Raw genomic sequence first — 21,644 nt, forward strand, 5'->3', positions numbered from 1 at the left:
GCTGGAAACAGGTGCAACCAGTATAAGGAGTGGGTGTGGCATTTCAATGAATATTCCTTGCACAGATCACCTGTCGCCGCTTTTCTGCATAAGCTCAATGCAGTTCACTGCCAGTTTGCGAGAGGTCCATCGTGCTTATCCGTCATAAGTTGATCCTGAATACCGTGCTGGTTGCCGTTGCCATGCTGGTACTGAGCGGCCTGTTTATCTACTCCAGCCAGGTGCACCGTCACCTGACCAAAGCCCAGCGCAATATCGACCAGCTGGAGATCGCCATGCTCAACCTGCGGCGGGCCGAGAAGGATTTTCTGATCCGTAAGGATATGACCTTCGTCGAGCGCTTCAATCAGGGGTTGTCAGACTTTCACCAGCACAATCGGGAGCTGGTGACCGATGACAATCTGGCTGCCGTCGAGGGGGAGCTGACCAGACTGGATCAGCAGATCAGCGGTTATGGCAAAGCCTTCAACGATCTGGTGGCTCAGCAGCAGAAGATTGGTCTGGGGCCGGAGGAGGGGCTCTATGGCAAGCTGCGGGCGGCGGTGCATGAGGTGGAGAATGGGCTCAAGCAGCTGGATCAGCAGGGGCTGCTCATCACCATGTTGCAGCTGAGACGGGCGGAGAAAGACTTCATGCTGCGCTCCGATATCCAGTATCTGGAGCGTTTCGAAACCTTGCACAAGAGTTTTCAGGATAGTCTTGCCACTTTGCCGGAGGCGGATCGCGGGAAGCTGGAGCAGGCCAGCAAGCAGTACCGGCAGGACTTTGTGGCGCTGGTGCAGGGGATGCAGGTACTGGGGCTGAAAGAGGATGAGGGGCTGCGCAACCAGATGCGGGATCTGGTGCATCAGACCGAACAGGGATTTGCTGCTGTAGATCAGCACATTGTCGCTGAACTGGAGCGGCAGAGCGCTCGCCTCAACAGCCTGATGCTGGTCTGTGGCGGGGTGATTGTGGTGCTGATCGGCATCATGAGCGTGTTGCTGGGGCGCAGCATCGACCGTCCCATTACTCAGGTGAATGATACCGTCAACCGCATTCGTAAGGATAATGACCTGCGCCTGAAGATAGATCTGCGCGGGGCAGATGAAATGGCCCAGCTGGCAGGCAATCTCGACGTGATGCTGGGCGGGTTTCGTAACCTGATTGGCGATGTGAAGCATAGCGTGCACACCCTGACCGAAGCGGCGGATCACCTCTCGGCCAACGTCAAACGCACCAGTGAAGGGGCGGCGCGCCAGCTGCAGGAGACCGATATGGTGGCGACCGCGTCCACCGAGATGGGCTCCACCATCGAAGAGATCGCCCGCAACACCGAGCAGGCGGCCAACAATGCACAGGCGACCAACAACAAGGCGATGGAGGGGCGGGCTGCGGTCGAGAATACTGTCGAGCAGATCCGCTCGCTGGCGGGCAATCTGGAGAGCTCATCTCGCGAGGTGAGCCAGCTGCAAAAAGAGAGCGAGACCATCGGCTCCGTGCTCGACGTGATCCGCGGCATTGCCGAGCAGACCAACCTGCTGGCCCTCAACGCAGCCATCGAAGCAGCCAGGGCAGGGGATCAGGGACGTGGTTTTGCGGTGGTGGCCGATGAGGTGCGCAATCTGGCCATCCGTACCCAGAAATCGACCCAGGAGATCGCCGGCATCATCAGCTCCCTACAGAAACAGACCGGCAGCATCGTCGAGGTGATGGCGACCTGCCGCGAGCAGGGCAACCGCAGCTCGGATCAGGCCAGTACCGCAGGGGAGTTGCTGGGGCAGATCACTCAGGATGTTACCCACATCATGGATATGAGCACCCAGATTGCCGCCGCCATCGAACAGCAGAGTCTGGTGGCCAACGAGGTGAACCGCAACGTCAACAACATCCGCGACATCGCCCAGGAGTCGAGCATCATGGCGGAGGAAAATGCGAGATCCAGCGAGGGCCTCAACGAGCAGGCCCAGCTGCTCAACAAGGCGGTGGCAAAATATCGGGTTTAGTGAGCAGACTGGCATCCTTGTGAGGTTTTTGCACCAGAGTGGCAATGATTTGATCGTAATGGCTGTTATTGGGGTAATTCGCTCATATAATCGCCGCCACTATGATGATTCGGAAGGATTCGATGGCAAAGTTGCTGGTGGCCGTATTCGGGCTGTTCTGTTCCTGTCTGGTGTTGGCAGGTTCGGCGCCTCAGGCTACCCCACTAAAGCCCCGCATGGAGCCGCTACTCAGCTGGTTCAATGGGGCATTTACGAGCCGGGAGCAGGCCAGTTACGACAGCCGCTTTACCAGTGCTGAGCTGCGCCTGATGGAGATCTGGCCTGGCTATCAGGGCTATCGCTGGGTCTATGCCGAGCAGTACCTGAGTCTGCGCTCCGTCCGTCCCTTCCGCCAGCGCATCTATCGCTTCTCACCCGCCCCTGACGGGCGGATCCTGATGGCAGAGCTGACTATGCCCCGAGCCACCGATTTTGCCGGTGCCTGGCATGATCCCGCCCTGCTCGACAGTCTGACCCCACAGCAGCTCTCCTTGCGCCACGGTTGCGAGATCTGGCTGACACGCACTCCCTCCGGCGAATATGCCGGCCACACCCGGGTGGGCCATTGCTCCACCGATTTTGGTGGTGCCACTACGCTGGTGCAGCATATCTGGATTGGCCCCGACAGTGTCAGATTGCTGGATCGCGCCTATGACAATGCCGGGAGTCCGCGCTGGGGCAGCCCGGGTGAGGGGTATGTCTATTTGCGTCGTTCCAAAGGATTTGGCCAGTAGGGGCGAATGCGTCTGGCTGCGGGAACATGAAGGATGAAAAACAGGAATCGTAAAAAAGGCGCCCATTGGGCGCCTTTTTCAGAATTCTTCAGAAGTAAAATTACTTCTTGGTGGTCATCGCACCGAAACGCTTGTTGAACTTGTCTACGCGGCCGCCGCTAGAAACTTCTTTCTGCTTGCCGGTGTAGAACGGGTGGCACTCGGAGCACACGTCCAGGTTCAGATCTTTACCGATGGTAGAGAAAGTGTTGATGACGTTACCGCAAGAGCACTTGGCGGTGATGGCTACGTAGTCAGGATGGATACCAGCTTTCATGGACAACCTCAATTAATAGGCCGTGTCGCCATCCGATCTCTTGTCGGACACCACACGATTGTTGAACACAGTTTCAAAGGCTGCGAATAATATAGGAAATGCCTGAGATCAGGCAAGTGGCTTCGCAGAAAAAATAGGCAACCCCTGGTGAATTCTTCCCAAACGCTGGATCTGGTTCGTGTCGCTGTCCCGGTACCGTTACGCCGTCACTTCGACTATCTCTCTCCCCTGCCGTTACCTGCCCCCGGTTGCCGGGTCGAGATCCCTTTCGGTCCCCAGACCCTGGTCGGGCTGGTGGTGGATCATCCGGCCGACAGCCAGGTGCCCCGCAACAAGCTCAAGCCCATCAAGCGCGTACTCGATGCGACGCCGGTGCTGGGGCCGGATATTCTGGCGCTGATGAACTGGAGCGCCAGCTACTACCAGCATCCGCTGGGGGAAGTGCTGCCCCACGCCCTGCCGGTGCTGGTGCGCAAGGGGGAGCCTGCCGCTTATCGTGAACTGGAGTTCTGGTTTGCTACCGAGGCAGGGATGGCCATCGACCTTAACGAGCTCAAGCGGGCGGCCAAGCAGCAGCAAGCGCTCGCCTTGCTGCGCAAGGGGCCGCAGACCCCCTCCGCTCTCAAGCAGGAGGAGATCCAGAGCGCAGCTCTCACCGCGCTGGAGAAGAAGGGGCTACTGGAGAAGCGTTCGCTGGAGCCGAGCCACGATGGCGATTGGGCTGCCCGCTTCGAGCCGGGGGAGGGGCTGCGCCTCAACGGCGAGCAGGCTCTGGCCGTCTCCGCCGTTACCAGCCAGAGCGACAAGTTCGGCGCCTTCCTGCTGGATGGCATCACAGGTTCCGGCAAGACCGAGGTCTATCTGAGCATCCTCGAACCCCTGCTCAAGGCGGGCAAGCAGGCGCTGGTGATGGTGCCGGAGATCGGCCTCACCCCGCAAACCATCAATCGATTCCGCCGCCGCTTCAACGTGCCAGTGGTAGCGATGAACTCCGCCATGAACGACAGGGAGCGGCTCGACGCCTGGCTCGCCTGTCGCGACGGCGGCGCCGCCATCCTGATCGGTACCCGCTCCGCGGTGTTCACCCCGTTTCACAACATCGGCATCATCATCATCGACGAAGAGCACGACGGCTCCTTCAAGCAGCAGGACGGTTTTCGCTACCACGCGCGGGATCTGGCGGTGATGCGGGCCCATCGTGCCGGTATTCCCATTTTGCTTGGCTCTGCTACCCCGTCCCTGGAGACATTGCACAACGCCCGCACCGGCAAGTATCACCATCTCACCCTGACCCGCCGCGCCGGTAACGCCCAGACCGCCCGTCAGGTGATCCTGGATATCAAGAGCGTGCGGCTGCAGGCCGGGCTTTCCCCTCAGCTGGAGCAGTTGATGGCGGAGCATCTGGCAGCGGGCAATCAGGTGATGCTGTTTCTCAACCGCCGTGGCTATGCCCCGGCCCTGATCTGTCACCAGTGTGGCTGGAGCGCCGCCTGCGAGCGCTGTGATGCCTGGTACACCTGGCATCAGGCCGGGCGACGGCTGCACTGCCATCACTGCGACAGCGTGCGCCCGCTGCCCCACCACTGCCCCGAGTGTGGCAGCAACGAGCTGATCGGGTCGGGAGTGGGCACCGAGCAGTTGGAGCAGTTGCTCACCACAGTGTTCCCGCAATATCCCGTAGTGCGCATCGATCGGGACAACACCCGCCGCAAGGGGGAGCTGGAGACCCATCTTGGCGACATCAAGGCGGGCAAGTACAAGATCCTGATCGGCACTCAGATGCTGGCCAAGGGCCATCACTTTCCGGATGTGACCCTGGTGGGCCTGCTGGATGTGGATGGTGCCCTGTTCAGCGCCGATTTTCGCGCCGCCGAGAAGCTGGCCCAGCTCTACACCCAGGTGGCGGGCCGTGCCGGTCGTGCCAGCAAGCCCGGGCTGGTGGTGTTGCAGAGCCACCATCCGGAACATGCCCTGCTGCAGGATCTGACCCAGAACGGTTACGGCCATTTCGCCGATACGGCGTTGAAAGAGCGCCGCCTGCTGGGGCTACCGCCGTTCAGCTATCAGGGGCTGTTCCGCGCCGAGGCCAACGGCCGTGACGAGGTGCAGCTGTTCCTCGCCCGCCTCGCCGATACCCTGCGCAGCGCCCGCTATCCCCACGTTCAGGTGCTGGGGCCCATCAGCGGCTTTATGGAGCGCAAGGCGGGCAAGTTTCGCATGCAGTTGCTGGTGCAGGGGCCGAATCGGGCACCTCTGGCCCAACTGCTGGATTGGGCGGTGAAGGAGCTGGAAGGCTGGCCCGAGACCAAAAGGGTGCGCTGGAGTCTGGATATCGACCCCACCGAGCTGAGTTGATGGTGCCGGAGCCGGTCGCTGGCAGTTATCGTCAGCGACCGGGTTTGCCATGCTGGTGCGGGGTTCAGACCCGCAGATCGATCTGCTGCACCCAGCCTCCCTTACCCTGTTCGGTGAGATAGAGGCCGGATTGGCGCAGCACCCCCTGATTGCCGCTCTCCCCCAGATGGTTGAAGGGGGTGTCGAGGGGGCGCAGCAGGATGGCGCCGATCCCCAGTTCGACCAGTGCGATAGGTGCGTGCTCCGGATGCCAGAACTGCAGGGCTGAAAACTGGCTATCCCCCTCATCCAGCACCCCGTTGCCATCCTCATCTAGGGTGGCCAACTCGCCGAAGCCATTGCCGGAGCGGGCACCGAACAGCTCGCCCCCATCGTCTATGGTGCCGTTGCCATTGCGATCCAGCGCCACAAAGCCGCTCCCTTCCCGCAGACCCGGCAGGCTATCCTCCTTGCCATCCTGATCGATATCGAAAGTGACCCGTGCCTCGGTCAGATCGGCAATCTTGCCATCCAGACTCAGCACCAGCGGATCCTTGAGGGCATTGAGGGTGGTGCGCCGCTGGCTCACCTCCAGTTGACGCCAGTCGAGCACAAAGCCGAGATCGAGCTGCATAGTCTGACCATCTTGAGTCGCTACGCTGGCCGATGCCACCACGTTGAGCTGCTCCTGTTGCAGCAGGGTGTCAGTCACCTCCACCAGTTGATCCGGCTCGGCGGCTTGAGCTGCGGCGTCTCCTTGGGTCACTCCATCGCCTCCTTCTTCGGAGGGTTTGATCGGCTTGGGCAGCTCGATTTCGTGGCCCAGCATCGCCTCGATCATCAGCTTGATCAGCCGCTGGCGGTTATCCAGTCCATCGTCGGGAATGCCATCCTGCTCTTTGCCGACTTCCGCTGCGGGCGGTGTGGGAGGCGTTGAAGCTTGCTGACTGGCGGCGGATTGCCTCGGGGTTTGCAGCGTCAGGGCGCTGGCGAGGGTCAGGGTGCTGCTGCGTTCGCCGGCCGCTGCCGTATTGTTGCCTTCCGGTGGATTAACTACGGGTGGCACTGGCCCAAGATTGCGCACCTTGCGGCTCTGGGCCTGTTGTTGCCGGTATTGCACCTCCCCCTGGAGGTCGTAGTGGTCGATGCGCATACGTTCGCCCTCGGCGCTATACATCTGGTCAGTTATCGACCGATAAATAAACCGGGATTAACACTAAATCGGACTAACAGGCAGAATTGTTAGTTCCATGTTGCAAAGTGACGGTGAGGCTGGATGATGGGCATTCAGGTTGCCAGCCCGGTGGCCGGGACGACAATGGAAAGGGGAGAGAGGATGAGAAACTGTCTGGTGATGGGGGCGGCGGGCTATATAGGCTCCTATCTGGTGCCCCACCTGCAAACCCTAGGCTACAAGGTGATTGCCGGGGCGCGCCGTCCCTGCCGCTTGCCTGAGGGGGTCGAGTTTCGCCTCGCCGACAGCCTCAAGCCGATCACACTGCTGCCTGCGCTGGCGAACATAGACACAGTCTTCTATCTGGTGCATGCCATGGGGGCGGGGGCCGATTTTCACCGGCTGGAGCAGCAGGGGGTAAAGAATTTTGCTGCCGCCGCCCGTGCTGCCGGGGTGCGCCGTATCATCTATCTCGGGGCAATCCAGCCTGAACAGTGCAACAGCCGCCATCTCAACTCCCGCCGCTACTGTGGCGAGTTGTTTCGCGAATCTGGCGTACCGACGGTGGAGCTGCGCGCCGGCATCATCATCGGGCCCGGTTCGGCGGCGTTCGAGGTGATGCGGGATCTGGTGTTCAACCTGCCGATGATGGTGACGCCCAAATGGGTGCGCTCGCGCACGCCGCCGATTGCGCTGTCCAACCTGTTGCACTATCTGGGCGGGCTGGTAGAGGCAGACGAGGTGGATGGGCGCATCTTCAACGCGGTCGGCCCCGAGCTGCTCAGCTATCAGCAGCAGTTGCAGAAGTTCGCCGCCCATATCGGCAAGCGCTGCCCCATCATTCCCATCCCGTTTCTGAGCCCGCGCCTCTCCGCCTGGTGGCTGCAGTTTGTTACCTCGGTGCCGCAACCGGTAGCCAAGGCGCTGGTGGGCGGTCTCAAGCACGACATCCCGGCCGATGACGGCCCGCTGCGGGCCCTGCTGCCGCAGACCCTGCTCAGCTTCGACGAGGCGTTGGCGGAGAGTTTGGCGCTGGAGCAGAAGCTGGGTGCCGAGCAGCAGGGGCAGGAGACCCCCCTCGGCCTGCGCTGGCGCCATCCCGAATATGGCTTCTACGATCGCACCGCCAGCGGCGAGGCCATCTGCCTCGCCTCTCCCGAGGTGGTGTGGCAGGTGTTGCAGCAACTGGGGGGTGAGCAGCGCTACTTCTACATGAACGAGTTGTGGGTGGTGCGCGAATGGATGGATCACCTGATTGGCGGCCCAGCCCGCACCCGTGGCCGCACCAATCCGGATCGTTTCGTGAAGGGGGATATGCTCGACTCCTGGCAGATCCTCGGGGTGGATGAGGGGCGCAGGCTCGATCTCTTGTTCAATATGAAGGCCCCGGGCGTCGGGCGGCTGGAGTTCAACATCCTGCCGGAGGAGTCCGGGTTGACCCGCATCCGGGTCACCGCTCACTGGCACCCGCAGGGCGCCTGGGGGTTGGCCTACTGGCTCGCCATGCTGCCGTTCCACCTTTTCATTTTTCAGGGGATGACCGAGGCCATCGCCCGTCAGGCCGAAGCGAGGGCAGGTATCCCGGTGATGGATTAACCCTCTTCACACCATTCCCGCTGATAGAGTGCCCCGTTCGGGGCACTTTTTTATGCGGCAGCCATGCCCGGTTATGGCAGATAGTGGTAGGCGTCTCATGGCAAAGGCTGGCATCATGCCGCGGTCTTGTTTACCGCGGATAGATAATCAGTCAGAAAAAGAAGGGATTATGAAGAAAAAACCGTCAATTTTGGGGGGCGCCTGCATCATTGCCAGCGTCTGCGTGGGAGCCGGCATGCTCGGTCTGCCGAGTTCGGGGGCGGGGGCCTGGACCCTCTGGTCGGTGCTGGCGCTGACCGTCACTATGGTGATGATGACTCTCTCCGGCTGGATGTTGCTGGAATCCTTCCAGCACCACGACATGCGGGTCTCCTTCAATACCGTGACTCGCGAGCTGCTGGGGGAGAAGCTCAATCTCCTCAACAATCTCTCGGTCTACTTTGTTGGCGGCATTCTGCTCTACGCCTATATCACCTCCTCCGGTGCCATCCTGCAGGGGATTCTGGGGATCGACAGCAAGCTCGCGTCCGTGTTGTTCGTGGCGCTCTTCTCTGCGGTGGTGTGGCACTCGACCCGCGCCGTTGACCGTATTTCGGTGGTACTGATCGCTTTCATGATCCTCAGCTTCGCCCTCGGTGTGGCCGGTCTGCTCGGCAGTATCAAGCTGCCGACCCTGCTCGATCTGGCGGGCAGCGAGAGCCGCTATGCTCCCTATGCCATGGCGATGCTGCCGGTGGCGCTCACCTCGTTCGGCTATCACCACTCGGTGGCCTCCCTGCGTGCCTACTACCAGAACGAGCAGCAGGCCAGATGGGCCATTCTGGGGGGAACCCTGATCGCGCTGGCGCTCTACGTGCTCTGGCTGTTGGGGATCTTCGGCAACCTTCCCCGTCAGGATTTTGCTCCCGTGATTGCCAAGGGAGGGGACGTGAGCGTGCTGCTCTCCGCCCTCTCCGGGGTCATTGAATCGGAGAAGGTGGCCAGCGCCATCAACGGCTTCTCCATGGCGGCCATCCTCTCCTCCTTTATCGGGGTGGGGCTCGGGGTGTTCGACTATCTGGCTGATCTGTTCAAGTTCGACAACAGCCGCGCCGGTCGCTGCAAGACCTGGGCGGTCACCTTCCTGCCGCCGCTGCTGCTCTCCCTGCTCTTCCCGTTCGGCTTCCTGCTGGCCATCGGCTATGCCGGTGCCGCCGCCACCATCTGGACCTGCATCATCCCGGCATTGCTGGTGCTGCGCACCCGGGCGCGGGCCGAGCGGGGCGAAGTGACACCCCACTTCGTCACCCCCGGCGGCAAGCTGATGGCCTGGCTGCTGATCCTGTTCGGATTGGCGACCGCGCTGTTCCACTTCCTGTCGATGGCAAATCTGTTGCCGGTCTATCTGGGCAACTGAGTCAGGTCTACAGCACTGACAGAAAGGGCGGCAAGGCCAACTTGCCGCCCTTTTTGCTCCATTTTCATCCCATGCGGCAGAATCTATAACTAAAGTGGTATGTGTGGGTGGGGTAAGGTGCTGAAATAACTGGTCTGATCTGGCTGATGGCAGCATGATCTGCTGGGCATGCCCACCGCTTTCTTTTATGATCCCCGCCCTTCTGCGTGCCCCCTGTCGGCACCTCATTTGCACCAACCACATCGGGGTCCCCCATGTCCGATCTGCGTCAAGAAGCACTCGATTACCACGCCCAGCCCGTACCGGGCAAAATTGCCATCGCCCTGACCAAGCCTGCCGAAACCGCCCGTGATCTGGCGCTGGCCTACAGCCCGGGTGTTGCCGAGCCGGTGCGCGAGATCGCCGCCAACCCGGCCGATGCCTATCGCTATACCGGCAAGGGCAATCTGGTGGCCGTCATCTCCAACGGCACCGCTATTCTGGGGCTGGGTAATCTGGGGCCGCTGGCCTCCAAGCCGGTGATGGAGGGCAAGGCCCTGTTGTTCAAGCGCTTCGCCGGTATCGACGCCATCGACATCGAGGTGAAGCACGAGACCAGCCAGCAGTTCATCGACACGGTGGCGGCTATCGCCGATACCTTCGGCGGCATCAATCTGGAAGATATCAAGGCACCTGAGTGCTTCGAGATCGAGCAGGCGTTGATCGAGCGCTGCGATATTCCGGTGTTCCATGATGACCAGCACGGCACCGCCATCGTCACCGCCGCCGGGCTGCTCAACGCGCTGGAAGTGCAGGGCAAGCAGATCAGCGACAGCCGCATCGTCTGCATGGGAGCGGGGGCTGCCGCCACCGCCTGCATGGATCTGCTGATCAAGTGTGGCGCCAGGGCGCACAACATCTTCATGCTGGATCGTCAGGGTGTCATCCATACCGGCCGCAGCGATCTCAACAAGTACAAGCAGCGCTTCGCCAACGAGACCCCGCTGCGCACCTTGATGGATGTCATCGAAGGGGCGGATGTGTTTGTCGGTGTTTCCGGCCCCGATGTGCTGCCCGCCGAGGCGGTCGCCCTGATGGCGCCCAATCCGGTGATCTTCGCCTGCTCCAACCCGGACCCGGAGATCAAGCCGGCGCTGGCCCACGGGGTGCGCAGCGACCTCATCATGGGCACCGGTCGCTCCGACTACCCGAACCAGATCAACAACGTGCTCTGCTTCCCCTTCATCTTCCGCGGTGCCCTCGACGCCCGTGCCAGCCGCATCAACGATGCCATGAAGATTGCTGCGGTCGAGGCGATCCGCGCGCTGGCCAAGGAGCCGGTGCCAGCCGAGGTGCTGACCGCCGCCGGGGTTAGCGAGCTCGCCTTCGGCAAGGATTACGTCATTCCCAAGCCGATGGATGCCCGTCTGCTGCCGCGGGTTGCCCGCGCCGTGGCGCTGGCGGCGGTGGCCTCCGGCGTCGCCCGCATCGAGCTGCCTGCGGACTACATGCTGTAATCCGGCATTGCAAACGGCCCCTTTATCGGGGCCGTTTTTATCTCTGCTTCTGGCGACAGTCGGAGGCGTAACCCGGGTAACAGGTTGGGGCATATGGAGGCAAATCGGGTTCAAAGGTGGTCAAACAGCGCTCTCCTCTGACACAATATTGCCACTATGACGCTAACGAGAATCAAGATGCAGCAGCCTGTCAGCGGCCGTTTGGCCCACGCCCTCTCCTTCTTGCGCCATGATGGTCGCCACTTTGCCCAGTTTGTCTGGGGCCGTTTCCAGCAGGACAGATTGACGGTTACCGCCGGTTATCTGGCCTATGTCACCCTGCTTTCACTGGTGCCGATGATCGCCGTGGTCTTTGGCATGATGTCCGCCTTCCCGGTGTTCCAGAGCCTCAAGCAGGCGATGGAGCAGTTCGTCTACCACAACTTCGTGCCGACCGCGGGCGATATGCTCAAGGAGTACATCGACGGCTTCGTCGCCAATGCCACCAACACCACTGCTGTGGGGATTGGGGCGCTGGTGGTGGTGGCGTTGATGCTGATCTCCGCCATCGACAAGAACCTCAACTACATCTGGCGCTCGACCCAGGGCCGCCCGCTGGCGCAGGCCTTTGCCATGTACTGGATGATCCTGACCCTGGGGCCTGTGCTTATCGGGGCCAGTATCGCCATCTCCTCCTATATCTTCTCGCTGCGGCTGTTTGGCGCCGAGAGCCTGTTCGGCATCGGTTATCTGCTGTTGCGCGGTTTGCCGTTCCTCTTCTCGGTGCTCACCTTCCTGCTGGTCTATACCGTGGTGCCGAACTGCAAGGTGCGGCTGATCCACGCCTTTATCGGTGCGCTGGTAGCGGCGACCCTGTTCGAGCTGGCCAAGCGCGGCTTTGCCATCTATATCACCAACTTCCCCTCCTATCAGGCCATCTACGGTGCGCTGGCCACCATCCCGATTCTGTTTGTCTGGGTCTATTTAAGTTGGCTGGTGGTGCTGCTCGGTGCGGAGACCACAGCCTGCCTCGGTGAGTACGAGAAGCCGGCGAGCGAGGAGCTTGGCTAAGCCATCGCCTTGGCCACCGGTTTATTGGTAGCATCGACGACCGCCCCTGCAATCGAGCCGGGGCGGTCGTTCTGTTTTGAGAGGAGAGGGATGTGATTGCACTGATTCAGCGGGTCAGCGAGGCCAGCGTGACTGTCGAGGGGGAGGTGACCGGCGCCATCGGTCAGGGATTGCTGGTACTGCTCGGAGTAGAGCAGGGGGATGACGAGGCCAAGGCCGACAAACTGCTGCACAAGGTGAGCGGCTATCGGGTCTTCAGTGACGAGAATGGCAAGATGAACCTCAATGTCGGTCAGGTCGGCGGCAGCCTGCTGGTGGTCTCCCAGTTTACCCTGGCGGCCGATACCAAGAGCGGGATGCGCCCCAGCTTCTCCTGCGGTGCCCACCCGAGCGAGGCCGAACGCCTCTATGACTACTTCGTGGCGAAGGCTGCTGCCAGCGGCATCCCGACCGCAACCGGGCGTTTTGCCGCCGACATGAAGGTGGCGCTGGTCAACGACGGCCCGGTTACCTTCTGGCTACAGGTCTGAGGATGTCTCGTCCCGCGGTGTGACGTGGACGATCACGTTGATAAGCCCCGCAACCGGATAGGGGGTAGCGGGGCCAATCCACTGTTCTATCAGTGTCAGGGCGTGGGTTAGCTCCAGTTCTGTTCGCGGCAGCAGGTTGATCACCAGGGTGCCGCAGAGGCGGGGAGCCAGCGCCCGGTAGAGCCGCTCCTGAAACAGCAGCAGCGGGTTGCCATCCTGACTGAAGAGATCGAGCAGGATGAGGTCGTACTGCTGCTCGCTCTGCTCGAGAAAGGCGAGGGCATCGGCCTGATGGAGTGTCGGAACGGCTTGCCCATCGTGCGCCTGATGCTGGAAAAACTGCTGATAAACGGTCAGCACCTCTTCGTCGAGGTCAACGCACTCGTGGCGAGCATCGGGCCAGCGCTGACTCAGATGGCGGGTGAGATCGCCGCCACCCAGCCCCAGTTCGAGGATTTGCTCAGCCCGCTCCGGTAGCAGGCAGGCGATGACCCGCTGATGGGGCAGACAGAGGGTCGCGGGGTCGGCGAGCGACATGGCGGATTGCACCACGCCATCTATCTCCAGCCAGCGGTGCTGGTCATTTTCCTGTACCGTGAGGCGGCGCTGGGGTTTGACGCTGAGGTGCAACAAGTGATCGGCTTGGTACGCTTGCAGATTGAAGTCCATGAATTTGCACGGCAAGATGGTTTCCGACCAGTGTAACTCAAGGATGAAACTATGTACCGGGTAGTCACCCCTCAGACAGTCGCCGAGCTGGATGCCTACTACCAGTTGCGCTGGGAACTTCTGCGTAAACCCTTCAATCTGCCGGTCGGTTCCGAGCGGGACGAATACGATACGGTCGCCATTCACCGGCTGATGCTGGCTCCCGATGGTACTCCCATCGCTGTGGGCCGCCTCTTTATCGGCGGTGACGAGGCGCAGATCCGCTTCATGGCGCTGCGTCCCGAATATCGCGGCCAGGGGCTGGGCGCCAAAATGGTGGAGGATCTCGAGCAGCTGGCCCGCAGCGAGAAGGTGAAACGGCTGGTGATGAACGCCCGTCAGGAGGCGGTGGAGTTCTATCGCAAGTGCGGTTTTCTCGAAGTGGGGGGCGGCCCCGTCTCCTTTGGTCGGATTCCCCATCGCCAGATGATCAAATCCCTGAGCCCGTTGCAGACTATCCAGTACCGGCCGGAGTGGTGTCAGGATCTCACCACCCGCTGGTCGCGCGGGGTACCCATCAGCGAGAAGATGGGGATGCACATCAGCCACTACGATGGCCAGACTTTCCACCTCAAGGCCAATTTGGCGGCCAACTTCAACGTGCATGGCAGCATGTTCGCCGGTAGTGTCTACAGCCAGTGCGTGCTGGCGGGCTGGGGGCTGATCTGGCTGCAGCTTAAAGAGGAGGGGCTGGTGGGCGAGCCGGTGCTGGCCGAGAGCACCATCAAATATCATGGCCCGGTCGATGAGGAGCCCGAGGCGCGAGTGGCCCGCGAGGGGATGCCCGCCGTGCTGCAGCCGCTCAAACGGGGGGAGCCTGCCACCTTCAGCCTCAAGATCCAGCTGTTCAGCGGCAGTAAACTGGCGGCGGAGTTCTGCGGCCACTACGTGGTGCAGCCGCCCCGCCGTCCGGGCCAGTAACCGCGTCGTTTCCCCATCAAACAACAAGGCCTCATTATGAGGCCTTGTCTGTTTTTACCCTTGCCGGCTGTCGCTTGCCTGCCCGGCTTGGGTCTGCACTTGGGCCTGGTTTTGGGCTTTCGGCGCGGGAGCCGGTCGCCAGAGCGGGGCACTGTTGCCTTGCGGAGGATAGCGTACTCCCACTTCCCAGCCGCAGGCGTCCTGCTTCTGAGGGAAGCTCCAAGCCAGCGTGGGTTCCGTCAACGGCCCGCGCCACTGGCCGAGCAGCTCGGCGCAGCGGTTGCCATTGAGGATCCCCAGATCCAGCTGCCACTGCTCGTTGACCAGATCGATCCCCCCTTGCAGCGCCAGCAGATGGGTGATGGTGGAGGCACCAGCCTGCTCGATCTGCAGTTGCCCCTTGTCGATCTTGCCCAGCAGCTTGATGCGGTAGAAGGGGGTGTCACCCTCCTGCATCGCCTGCCACAGCTGATCCGGCGTCAGGGTGGGTGGGGTCGCCCCCTTGAACCACTCATCCAGCAGCGGATCTATCTTTACCTTGTCCCAGAACGGCTCGTCGGCATCGAGGGCAAAGCTGCCCTGCAGGGTCTGGCGCCACTCGCCCGCCGTTTTGCCGTGTTCGGCTTGCAGGTCGGCGCTCACGTCCGCCTTGCCGGCAAAGGAGACCGGGGAGTGGAATAGCTTGCCCCATTGCTGTAGATCCAGCTTGGTCGCCTGCAGTTGGAGGCGGCTGCTCTGGCCCGGTTCGCGGCCCCACTGGCCACTCAGGCTGAGAGTGCCCTCATCCGGCAGCGAGCTGGTGAGCTTGCCCAGTTGCCAGGAGCTGGGGGTCAGCTCCCCATCCAGCTCGCCGTTGCGGGCGCTGAGGCCATCCCACACCAGTTCGAACCATTTGCTCTCGATACGGGCTCGGCCGAGCAGCGGGCCGGGCTTGTTATCGCGCAGGGCGAGATCGCTCAGATAGAGCTGCCAGCCGGTCAGCGACAGGGGCAGGGTATCGTCGAAGGAGAGCACCTTGAGCTTGTCGAACGCCAGCTTGCGGATATCGACCTGCTGCGGGCGCCAGCTCTGCCAATCCTGCCACCAACCCTGCGGCAGGCTGATATCCATGCCGCTTAGCGCCACGTCTTTCAGGGTCAGCTTCTGCTGCTGGGTATCGAGGGATAGCTCGACATTGAACTCCCCTTCATAGGCCTTGCCCTGCAGTTCGCCGTCGATCTGCTGGGGGGAGAAGGCGAGCTTGCCCTTGATCTCCTCCAGCTGGAACAGGCCACGGCCCATGTCGCCCAGGGTGCCGCTCAGATAGCCGGTGGGCTGGTTGCCCGCCTGCCAGTTGAAGGCGGTGAGCTGGCCGCTGAAGTTGTTGAAGGAGAGCTCCTGATTGATGTCGTTGAGGCTGACGCCGTCCAGCTGACCGCGATCCAGCGACACTCTTTGCAACGGGAAGCGCTGCGGGAAGCCTTGCTGTGTCAGGTCACCCAGCTCTACCCGCATGCCGCGCGCCTTGAGATCGTGCAGTTGCAGGGTGCGGGCGGGCCAGTCCAGGACCATGCCGGTCTCCAGCAGACCGTCGAACAGGTTGGTCACCAGCTTGTCGCTGCGCAGCACTTCCCCCTCCAGCCGTCCTTGCAGGTTGAGACGGGCGAAGGTGAATTGCGGAGTCTCCAGCTGGCCGATATTGAGACTCAGGTTGGCCTGTGGCTGCTGTTTCGGGTCGATCAGCTCCCAGTCACTCAGGGTGGCATTGAGGCCGCGCAGGGTCAGCTCGGGGCTCTCCAGACTGAGCCGGTCTATGGTGCTGTCACTGATGGTGAGGGAGTGCACCGGCAGGTTCGGTAGCTGGTTGGGCAGCGGCAGCTTGATGGCGGGACGGATCAGATCGAGATGGGCGATGCGCACATCGCGGCTCAGCCAGTCGATGCTCTCGATCTCCAGATAGATCTTGTCGAGGGAGACCGCATCGCCGTAGTGCACCTGCTCAGCCAGCAGGGTGTAGGGGTGCAGCGGGTTGAACACCAGTCGCCCTATGGTGACCGGCACGCCGGTCTGCTGGCTGATCCAGCTGGCGATGGGGCCTTTGGCGCGCTCGGCGTCGAACAGGCCGAGGGCAACCCAGACAAATAGCAGCAGGAAGGCGAAGGTGTAGAGCAGGCCGCGTAGCCAGGAATTCATGGGTGCTTTCCTCCTGTTTCGGGATTGGTTGTCAGGCGTTTGAGTAGTGGTCTCGCAGACCGAGCCAGCGGCGGATCAGCGGGTCGACATGGCTCGGATGCCTATCCATAAGGAAGCGCGCCATCTTTTGTACCTGCGGAATAAGCGGCTGATCCCGCACCAGATCGGCGATCTTGAGGTCGGCCAGACCGGTCTGGCGAGTGCCGAGCAGTTCCCCCGGGCCGCGCAGTTCCAGATCGCGCTGGGCGATGAGGAAGCCGTCGTTGGTCTCCCGCAGCACCCCGAGTCGGCTCTGGGCCGTCTTGGACAAGGGGGCATGATAGAGCAGCACGCAGTGAGAGGCCACCGCACCCCGGCCAACCCGGCCGCGCAGCTGGTGCAGCTGCGCCAGCCCGAGACGTTCCGGGTTCTCGATGATCATCAGGCTGGCGTTGGGCACATCCACTCCCACCTCGATGACGGTGGTGGCGACCAGCAGTTGCAGTATGCCTGCCTTGAACTCCTCCATCACCCGCTGTTTCTCGACCGGCCGCATCCGACCGTGTACCAGCCCGATGTGCAGGCCGGGCAGCAGGTTCTGCAGCTCGGCGGCGGTATCCTCGGCGGCCTGGCACTCCAGCACCTCCGACTCCTCGATCAGGGTGCAGACCCAGTAGGCCTGCTTGCCCTCGGTGCAGGCGAGCTTGACCCGCTCGATCACGTCGCCGCGACGGCTGTCGGGCAGCGCCACCGTGGTGATAGGGGTTCGGCCCGGCGGCAGTTCGTCGATGACCGAGGTGTCGAGGTCGGCATAGGCGGTCATCGCCAGGGTGCGGGGGATGGGGGTGGCGGTCATGATGAGTTGATGGGGATGCACTCCTTCCCGCTCCCCTTTCTCGCGCAGGGCGAGGCGCTGATGCACCCCGAATCTGTGCTGTTCATCGATGATGACCAGCGCCAGACGCTGGAACACCACCTGCTCCTGAAAGATGGCGTGGGTGCCCACCACCATCTTGACGCTGCCATCGGCGATGGCGGCCAGCGACTCTTCCCGCGCCTTGCCTTTCTGTTTGCCCGCCAGCCAGCCGACTCCGATACCGAGCGGCTCCAGCCACTTGGCGAAGTTGATGGCGTGCTGTTCCGCCAGCAGCTCGGTCGGTGCCATCAAGCCTACCTGACAGCCGTTGCCGATAGCCTGCAGGGCGGCCAGCGCCGCGACCAGCGTCTTGCCGGAACCTACGTCACCCTGCACCAGCCGCATCATGGGGTGACTCTGTTGCAGATCCTTGCTTATCTCGGCTACTACCCTGCTTTGGGCGCCGGTGGGTTTGAACGGCAAAGCGCCGAGCAGTTGTTCAACCAGCTCGGGCGCCGGTTTGAGGGCGCGCGCCAGCTGGGTTTGCGCCTGAGCGCGCACCTTGAGTACCGAGAGGTTGTGAGCCAGCAGCTCCTCCAGCACCAGCCGCTGCTGGGCCGGATGCTGGCCGCTTTCCAGCAGCGGCAGCGCTACCGAGGGGGGCGGGCGGTGCAGCAATTTCAGGGCGGCGGCCAGCTCAATCTGGTGGGGATAGAGTCCGGCGGGCAGCAGCTCCTCCACGCCATAGAGGTCTAGCTGAGCCAGCGCCTGATCGGTGAGGTTGCGCAGGGTGAGTTGGCGCAGCCCTTCGGTGGTCGGGTAGACGGGGGTGAGCGCCTCTTCGGTCTGGCCGGCCTGCTCCTCGCCGAGCAGCTTGTACTCGGGGTGGGCCATCTCCAGCCCGTATTTGCCGGGGCGCACCTCGCCAAAGCAGCGGATCAGGCGGCCCGCCGCCAGACTGTTTTTCTGGGCGGCGGTGAAGTTGAAGAAGCGCAGGGTGAGGGTGCCGGTACCATCGCTGATGCGACAGACCATCATGCGGCGGCGCCCCATCACCAGCTGAGTGTCCTGGATTTCGCCCTCGACTGCGCCGTGCAGGCCGGGCGGCAGATCGCCGATGGGCCACACCTGGGTGCGGTCCTCGTAGCGCAGGGGAAGGTGGAACAGCAGATCCTGTACCGTGGCCAGCCCCAGCCGCTCGAGCTTCTCCAGCATCTTGCTGCCGACACCCTTGAGGCTATCGAGAGGAATTTTATCCAATTTCATCAATTAGATGCCCGAAAACACTGTAAATATGTCCAGATGATAGGGGTTGTTGAGGGGCCGATGCAAGCCGAGTTGCTGCTGGCAGGGCCGTCAAGGCGGGGGAAACGGCGGATAGAACAAAGGCCTGCCGAAAACGGGAGGCCTTTGTGCGGCTGCCAACAGGCAAGGTGCGGGCGCATGGCGCCCAGGGTCAGATAATCCGCTTGAGCAGCAGGTGGGCCTTGACCCGGTGGATCCGTCCCAGCAGCTTGCGCACCTGTTCCGGGTAGTCCTGGATCTGTTCCACCTGATCGAAGTGACTGATCCGCTTGGTGTTGGTCAGGATGTTCTCCCGCTCCGCGTTGAACTGGGGACGCAGCAGGTGGCGACGATCGTGTACCAGCAGGCCGTTCTCCAGATCCAGCGCCCAGGCGCGGGGGTTGAGGTTGTTGCCGGTGAGCAGCGCCCACTCGTCATCCACGAAGATCCCCTTGAGATGGTAGGAGTTGCGCTCGCAACACCAGAGCATCAGGTTCAGGCGACCGTCGTCGATGTGGCGCTGGTTGCGCTCGGCAAACTTGCGCAGGTTGGTCTCGTAGAGATAGGGCAGGCCACCGATAGTGGAGAACTTCTCTTCCGGCGGAATGAAGAAGTCGTTGGCGGTCTTGTCGCCCACTACGATGGTGACTTTGCAACCGCGCTGCAGCAGATCCTCGATATCCTTGCTCAACTCCTTGGGCGGGTTGAAGTAAGGGGTGCAGATGAAGATCTCCCGCTCGGTGGCACGCACCAGATTGCGGATCATCAGGTTGAGCTGATTGTTGCGCTTGCCCAGACCCACCATGGGGGTGACGGCCACCTCCTGGGTGTTGACCGGCATGGTGCTGAAGCGGTACTGGCTCTGGCGCAGGTTCTGCTTGAAGCGGCGGATCGGCCCCTTCAGCTGCTTGGCGCTGGGGATATCGCTGTGATCCAGTCGCTGCACCGCGTCGCTCTTCACGAACAGGTCGTCCACATAGTTGACCATGCTGTGGGCCAGCTCCGGGCAGGTGATCTGGTGATAGCGATCGAAGCGGTAGCGATCCTGCTGGTGCAGGTAGATGTCGTTGAGGCTGGCACCGGAGTAGAGCACCACATCATCGAAGATGAAGCCCTTGAGGTGGAGCACGCCGAGCAGCTCGCGCCCTTTGACCGGCACGCCGTAGATTTCGATCTGGTGCTCGTGTTCGGCAGCCATGGCCTGATACATCAGGTGGTTGCCGCCCTGCTTGCCTTTGCCGATCAGGCCGCGCTGGGCACGGTGGAAGTCGACGAACAGCTTGATGTCGAGGGCCGGATTGCGCTGCTTGGCGGCGTAGAGGGCGGAGAGGATCTCCCGGCCCGCTTCGTCATCCTGCAGATAGAGCGCGACCAGATAGATGCGCCGGGTGGCACTGGCGATAAGCGCAAGAATACGGCGTTTGAAATCCTGGGCGCTGTAGAGCACATCAAACTGATCCGCTGCGACGGCGATCTGGGGCAGGCGCGCCAGCAGTTGTCGATAATGGGCCGATGAATGCATAGATAAACCTGAAATCACGGGGTTAAGCGTTCCACTCGGAGCGATGAATAGGCGATTCTAGCAATCTCGCCCTCTCAGCCAAAGAAAGAATCATCAGAAAGATGAAAAAGGCCTCACGAGTGAGGCCTTTTTGTCAGCATTTCCCCCTTGTCAGAGGAAGCTGTAGATGATCATCGCCATCACGCCGCCAGTGGTGCCGATGATGGTCTCCATCACGGTCCAGGTCTGCAGGGTCTGCTTCTCGGAGAGGCCGAGGTAGCGGTTGGCCAGCCAGAAACCGGAGTCGTTGACGTGGGAGAGCACGATGGCACCGCCGCCAATGGCGATGGTGACGGCGGCCAGCTGGGCGCCATTCAGGCCGAGCGGCTCCAGCATCGGCAGCACCAGACCACAGGCGGTCAGCATGGCGACGGTGGCGGAGCCCTGAATCACCCGTACCGCAGCGGCCAGAATGAAGGCCAGCGCGACGATGGGCAGACCGGAATCGGCCAGCATGTTGCCAAGGGCGGCACCCACACCGGAATCAACCAGCACCTGCTTGAACACGCCACCGGCGCCGGTCACCAGAATGATGACGCCCGCAGGCTGGATGGCGCTGTTGCAGACGCTCATCACCTCGTCACGGGACATGCCACGGCGAATACCCAGCAGATAGAAGGCGGCCAGACAGGCGACCATGATGGCGGTGAAGGGGTGGCCGATGAACTCCAGCCAGTTGTGCAGGGTGGAGCCCGCCTCGACGAAACGACCGACGATGGTCTTGAGGCCGATCAGCAGCAGCGGCAGACCGATGAGGCCCATGGCCAGCCCGAAAGAGGGCAGGGATTTGCTGTCATCGTGGACACTGTTCTGGGCATCGCTAGGCAGCGGCACATCGACGATCTTGCTGATGAAGTCACCGAACAGCGGGCCAGCCAGGATCAGCGCCGGCACGGCGGCGATCAGGCCGAACAGGATCATGTAGCCGAAGTCGGCACCCAGCTGGGATGCCACCAGGATCGGGCCCGGCGCCGGGATAAGGAAGGCTTGGCAAGTGGCGATACCGGCCAGCAGGGCGATACCGATCTTCACCACACTGCCGCCGCCGCGACGGACGATGGCGAAGGCGACACCGATCAGCAGCACCACGGCCACGTCAAAGAACAGCGGCAGGGCGCAGACAAAGCCGGTCAGGGCCATGGCCCAGTTGGCGCGCTTGACGCCGAACTTGCCGAGCAGAGTGTGAGCCACCCGGTCGAGGGCACCGGTCACTTCCATCACCTTGCCGAACATGGCGCCCAGCGCCACCACTACCGCGACGAAACCGAGGGTGCCACCCATCCCTTTCTGGATGGTGTTGGCGATGTCGGCCGGGTTCATGCCAGCGGCGAGACCCGCCACCATGGAGACCAGGATCAGGGCTACCACGGCGTGGAGCCGGGCCTTCATCACCAGGAAGAGCAGCAGCACAATCGAGCCGGCGGCTGTCATGATCAGGGAGAGGTCAGACATTGTTATGCGTTCCTTTTTCCAAGTTCAGTCGTGACACCTTGCCGATCCGTCGGCAAACCAT

General features: G+C 62.1%; 16 protein-coding genes. 9 read left to right on the forward strand and 7 right to left on the reverse strand.

Annotated features, from left to right (window positions below; genetic code table 11):
* Window positions 1–131: 131 nt before the first annotated feature.
* Window positions 132–1,985: a methyl-accepting chemotaxis protein gene (locus G5533_RS12820; protein WP_441254876.1), complete on the forward strand. Its 1,854-nt coding sequence runs from the start codon at window positions 132–134 to the stop codon at window positions 1,983–1,985.
* A 122-nt stretch (window positions 1,986–2,107) separates the two neighbouring features.
* Window positions 2,108–2,758, forward strand: a complete 651-nt coding sequence (locus G5533_RS12825) for a chromophore lyase CpcT/CpeT (RefSeq protein ID WP_421255351.1) — start codon at window positions 2,108–2,110, stop codon at window positions 2,756–2,758.
* A 100-nt stretch (window positions 2,759–2,858) separates the two neighbouring features.
* Here G5533_RS12825 and rpmE read toward each other — a convergent pair whose 3' ends face one another.
* Window positions 2,859–3,074 carry a 50S ribosomal protein L31 gene (rpmE, locus tag G5533_RS12830; RefSeq protein ID WP_005340673.1) on the reverse strand — a complete coding sequence of 72 codons (216 nt, stop codon included), beginning with the start codon at window positions 3,072–3,074 and terminating at the stop codon, window positions 2,859–2,861.
* A gap of 147 nt (window positions 3,075–3,221) precedes the next feature.
* On the opposite strand from rpmE, the gene priA reads away from it, so the two are divergent.
* Window positions 3,222–5,429 carry a primosomal protein N' gene (priA, locus tag G5533_RS12835; RefSeq protein ID WP_421255352.1) on the forward strand — a complete coding sequence of 736 codons (2,208 nt, stop codon included), beginning with the start codon at window positions 3,222–3,224 and terminating at the stop codon, window positions 5,427–5,429.
* A gap of 64 nt (window positions 5,430–5,493) precedes the next feature.
* Here the strand turns inward: priA and G5533_RS12840 are convergent, their stop codons facing one another.
* Complete coding sequence (locus tag G5533_RS12840) at window positions 5,494–6,585, reverse strand: hypothetical protein (protein WP_421209220.1); 1,092 nt, start codon at window positions 6,583–6,585, stop codon at window positions 5,494–5,496.
* Between the two features lie 159 nt (window positions 6,586–6,744).
* On the opposite strand from G5533_RS12840, the gene G5533_RS12845 reads away from it, so the two are divergent.
* The 5 genes from G5533_RS12845 (at window position 6,745) to dtd (ending at window position 12,650) form a co-directional block, all read left to right on the forward strand.
* Window positions 6,745–8,178: a DUF2867 domain-containing protein gene (locus tag G5533_RS12845; protein ID WP_227341591.1), complete on the forward strand. Its 1,434-nt coding sequence runs from the start codon at window positions 6,745–6,747 to the stop codon at window positions 8,176–8,178.
* A gap of 169 nt (window positions 8,179–8,347) precedes the next feature.
* Window positions 8,348–9,574 (forward strand): aromatic amino acid transporter, encoded by a 1,227-nt coding sequence (locus G5533_RS12850; protein WP_100652317.1) that lies wholly within the window; start codon window positions 8,348–8,350, stop codon window positions 9,572–9,574.
* 254 nt (window positions 9,575–9,828) lie between these two features.
* Window positions 9,829–11,070, forward strand: coding sequence for a malic enzyme-like NAD(P)-binding protein (locus tag G5533_RS12855; protein WP_113740155.1), 1,242 nt, complete (start codon window positions 9,829–9,831; stop codon window positions 11,068–11,070).
* Between the two features lie 177 nt (window positions 11,071–11,247).
* On the forward strand, window positions 11,248–12,120 hold the full coding sequence (locus G5533_RS12860; protein ID WP_005340664.1) for a virulence factor BrkB family protein: 873 nt from the start codon (window positions 11,248–11,250) through the stop codon (window positions 12,118–12,120).
* A gap of 92 nt (window positions 12,121–12,212) precedes the next feature.
* The gene (gene dtd / locus G5533_RS12865; RefSeq protein WP_113740154.1) at window positions 12,213–12,650 is read left to right on the forward strand and encodes a D-aminoacyl-tRNA deacylase; all 438 of its coding nucleotides are present in this window, start codon (window positions 12,213–12,215) and stop codon (window positions 12,648–12,650) included.
* Here the strand turns inward: dtd and G5533_RS12870 are convergent.
* Window positions 12,639–13,319, reverse strand: a complete 681-nt coding sequence (locus tag G5533_RS12870) for a spermidine synthase (protein ID WP_162628440.1) — start codon at window positions 13,317–13,319, stop codon at window positions 12,639–12,641. The two genes, dtd and G5533_RS12870, sit on opposite strands and share 12 nt — an antisense overlap.
* A 51-nt stretch (window positions 13,320–13,370) precedes the next feature.
* On the opposite strand from G5533_RS12870, the gene G5533_RS12875 reads away from it, so the two are divergent.
* Window positions 13,371–14,279, forward strand: coding sequence for a bifunctional GNAT family N-acetyltransferase/hotdog fold thioesterase (locus tag G5533_RS12875; RefSeq protein WP_069527624.1), 909 nt, complete (start codon window positions 13,371–13,373; stop codon window positions 14,277–14,279).
* A 54-nt stretch (window positions 14,280–14,333) separates the two neighbouring features.
* On the opposite strand, the gene G5533_RS12880 is transcribed toward G5533_RS12875, so the two are convergent.
* From G5533_RS12880 to gntU, 4 genes are all read right to left on the reverse strand, one after another.
* Window positions 14,334–16,451 (reverse strand): AsmA-like C-terminal region-containing protein, encoded by a 2,118-nt coding sequence (locus tag G5533_RS12880; protein WP_421351686.1) that lies wholly within the window; start codon window positions 16,449–16,451, stop codon window positions 14,334–14,336.
* Between the two features lie 31 nt (window positions 16,452–16,482).
* On the reverse strand, window positions 16,483–18,552 hold the full coding sequence (gene recG / locus G5533_RS12885) for an ATP-dependent DNA helicase RecG (RefSeq protein WP_164535824.1): 2,070 nt from the start codon (window positions 18,550–18,552) through the stop codon (window positions 16,483–16,485).
* 190 nt (window positions 18,553–18,742) lie between these two features.
* Window positions 18,743–20,092 (reverse strand): CDP-diacylglycerol--serine O-phosphatidyltransferase, encoded by a 1,350-nt coding sequence (pssA, locus tag G5533_RS12890; RefSeq protein ID WP_441254877.1) that lies wholly within the window; start codon window positions 20,090–20,092, stop codon window positions 18,743–18,745.
* A gap of 150 nt (window positions 20,093–20,242) precedes the next feature.
* Window positions 20,243–21,583: a gluconate transporter gene (gene gntU, locus G5533_RS12895; protein ID WP_158110195.1), complete on the reverse strand. Its 1,341-nt coding sequence runs from the start codon at window positions 21,581–21,583 to the stop codon at window positions 20,243–20,245.
* Window positions 21,584–21,644 lie beyond the last annotated feature (61 nt).

The sequence above is a fragment of the Aeromonas sp. A600620 genome, assembly GCF_029479985.1.
GTDB lineage: Bacteria > Pseudomonadota > Gammaproteobacteria > Enterobacterales > Aeromonadaceae > Aeromonas > Aeromonas veronii_A.

Bases quoted from the DNA above. Each gene is read 5' to 3' on its own strand.
- recG (WP_164535824.1), bottom strand. From the start codon at position 18,552: ATGAAATTGGATAAAATTCCTCTCGATAGCCTCAAGGGTGTCGGCAGC.
- G5533_RS12880 (WP_421351686.1), bottom strand. From the start codon at position 16,451: ATGAATTCCTGGCTACGCGGCCTGCTCTACACCTTCGCCTTCCTGCTG.
- G5533_RS12875 (WP_069527624.1), top strand. From the start codon at position 13,371: ATGTACCGGGTAGTCACCCCTCAGACAGTCGCCGAGCTGGATGCCTAC.
- pssA (WP_441254877.1), bottom strand. From the start codon at position 20,092: ATGCATTCATCGGCCCATTATCGACAACTGCTGGCGCGCCTGCCCCAG.
- G5533_RS12860 (WP_005340664.1), top strand. From the start codon at position 11,248: ATGCAGCAGCCTGTCAGCGGCCGTTTGGCCCACGCCCTCTCCTTCTTG.
- gntU (WP_158110195.1), bottom strand. From the start codon at position 21,583: ATGTCTGACCTCTCCCTGATCATGACAGCCGCCGGCTCGATTGTGCTG.
- rpmE (WP_005340673.1), bottom strand. From the start codon at position 3,074: ATGAAAGCTGGTATCCATCCTGACTACGTAGCCATCACCGCCAAGTGC.
- G5533_RS12845 (WP_227341591.1), top strand. From the start codon at position 6,745: ATGAGAAACTGTCTGGTGATGGGGGCGGCGGGCTATATAGGCTCCTAT.
- G5533_RS12825 (WP_421255351.1), top strand. From the start codon at position 2,108: ATGGCAAAGTTGCTGGTGGCCGTATTCGGGCTGTTCTGTTCCTGTCTG.
- G5533_RS12855 (WP_113740155.1), top strand. From the start codon at position 9,829: ATGTCCGATCTGCGTCAAGAAGCACTCGATTACCACGCCCAGCCCGTA.
- G5533_RS12870 (WP_162628440.1), bottom strand. From the start codon at position 13,319: ATGGACTTCAATCTGCAAGCGTACCAAGCCGATCACTTGTTGCACCTC.
- G5533_RS12850 (WP_100652317.1), top strand. From the start codon at position 8,348: ATGAAGAAAAAACCGTCAATTTTGGGGGGCGCCTGCATCATTGCCAGC.
- G5533_RS12840 (WP_421209220.1), bottom strand. From the start codon at position 6,585: ATGTATAGCGCCGAGGGCGAACGTATGCGCATCGACCACTACGACCTC.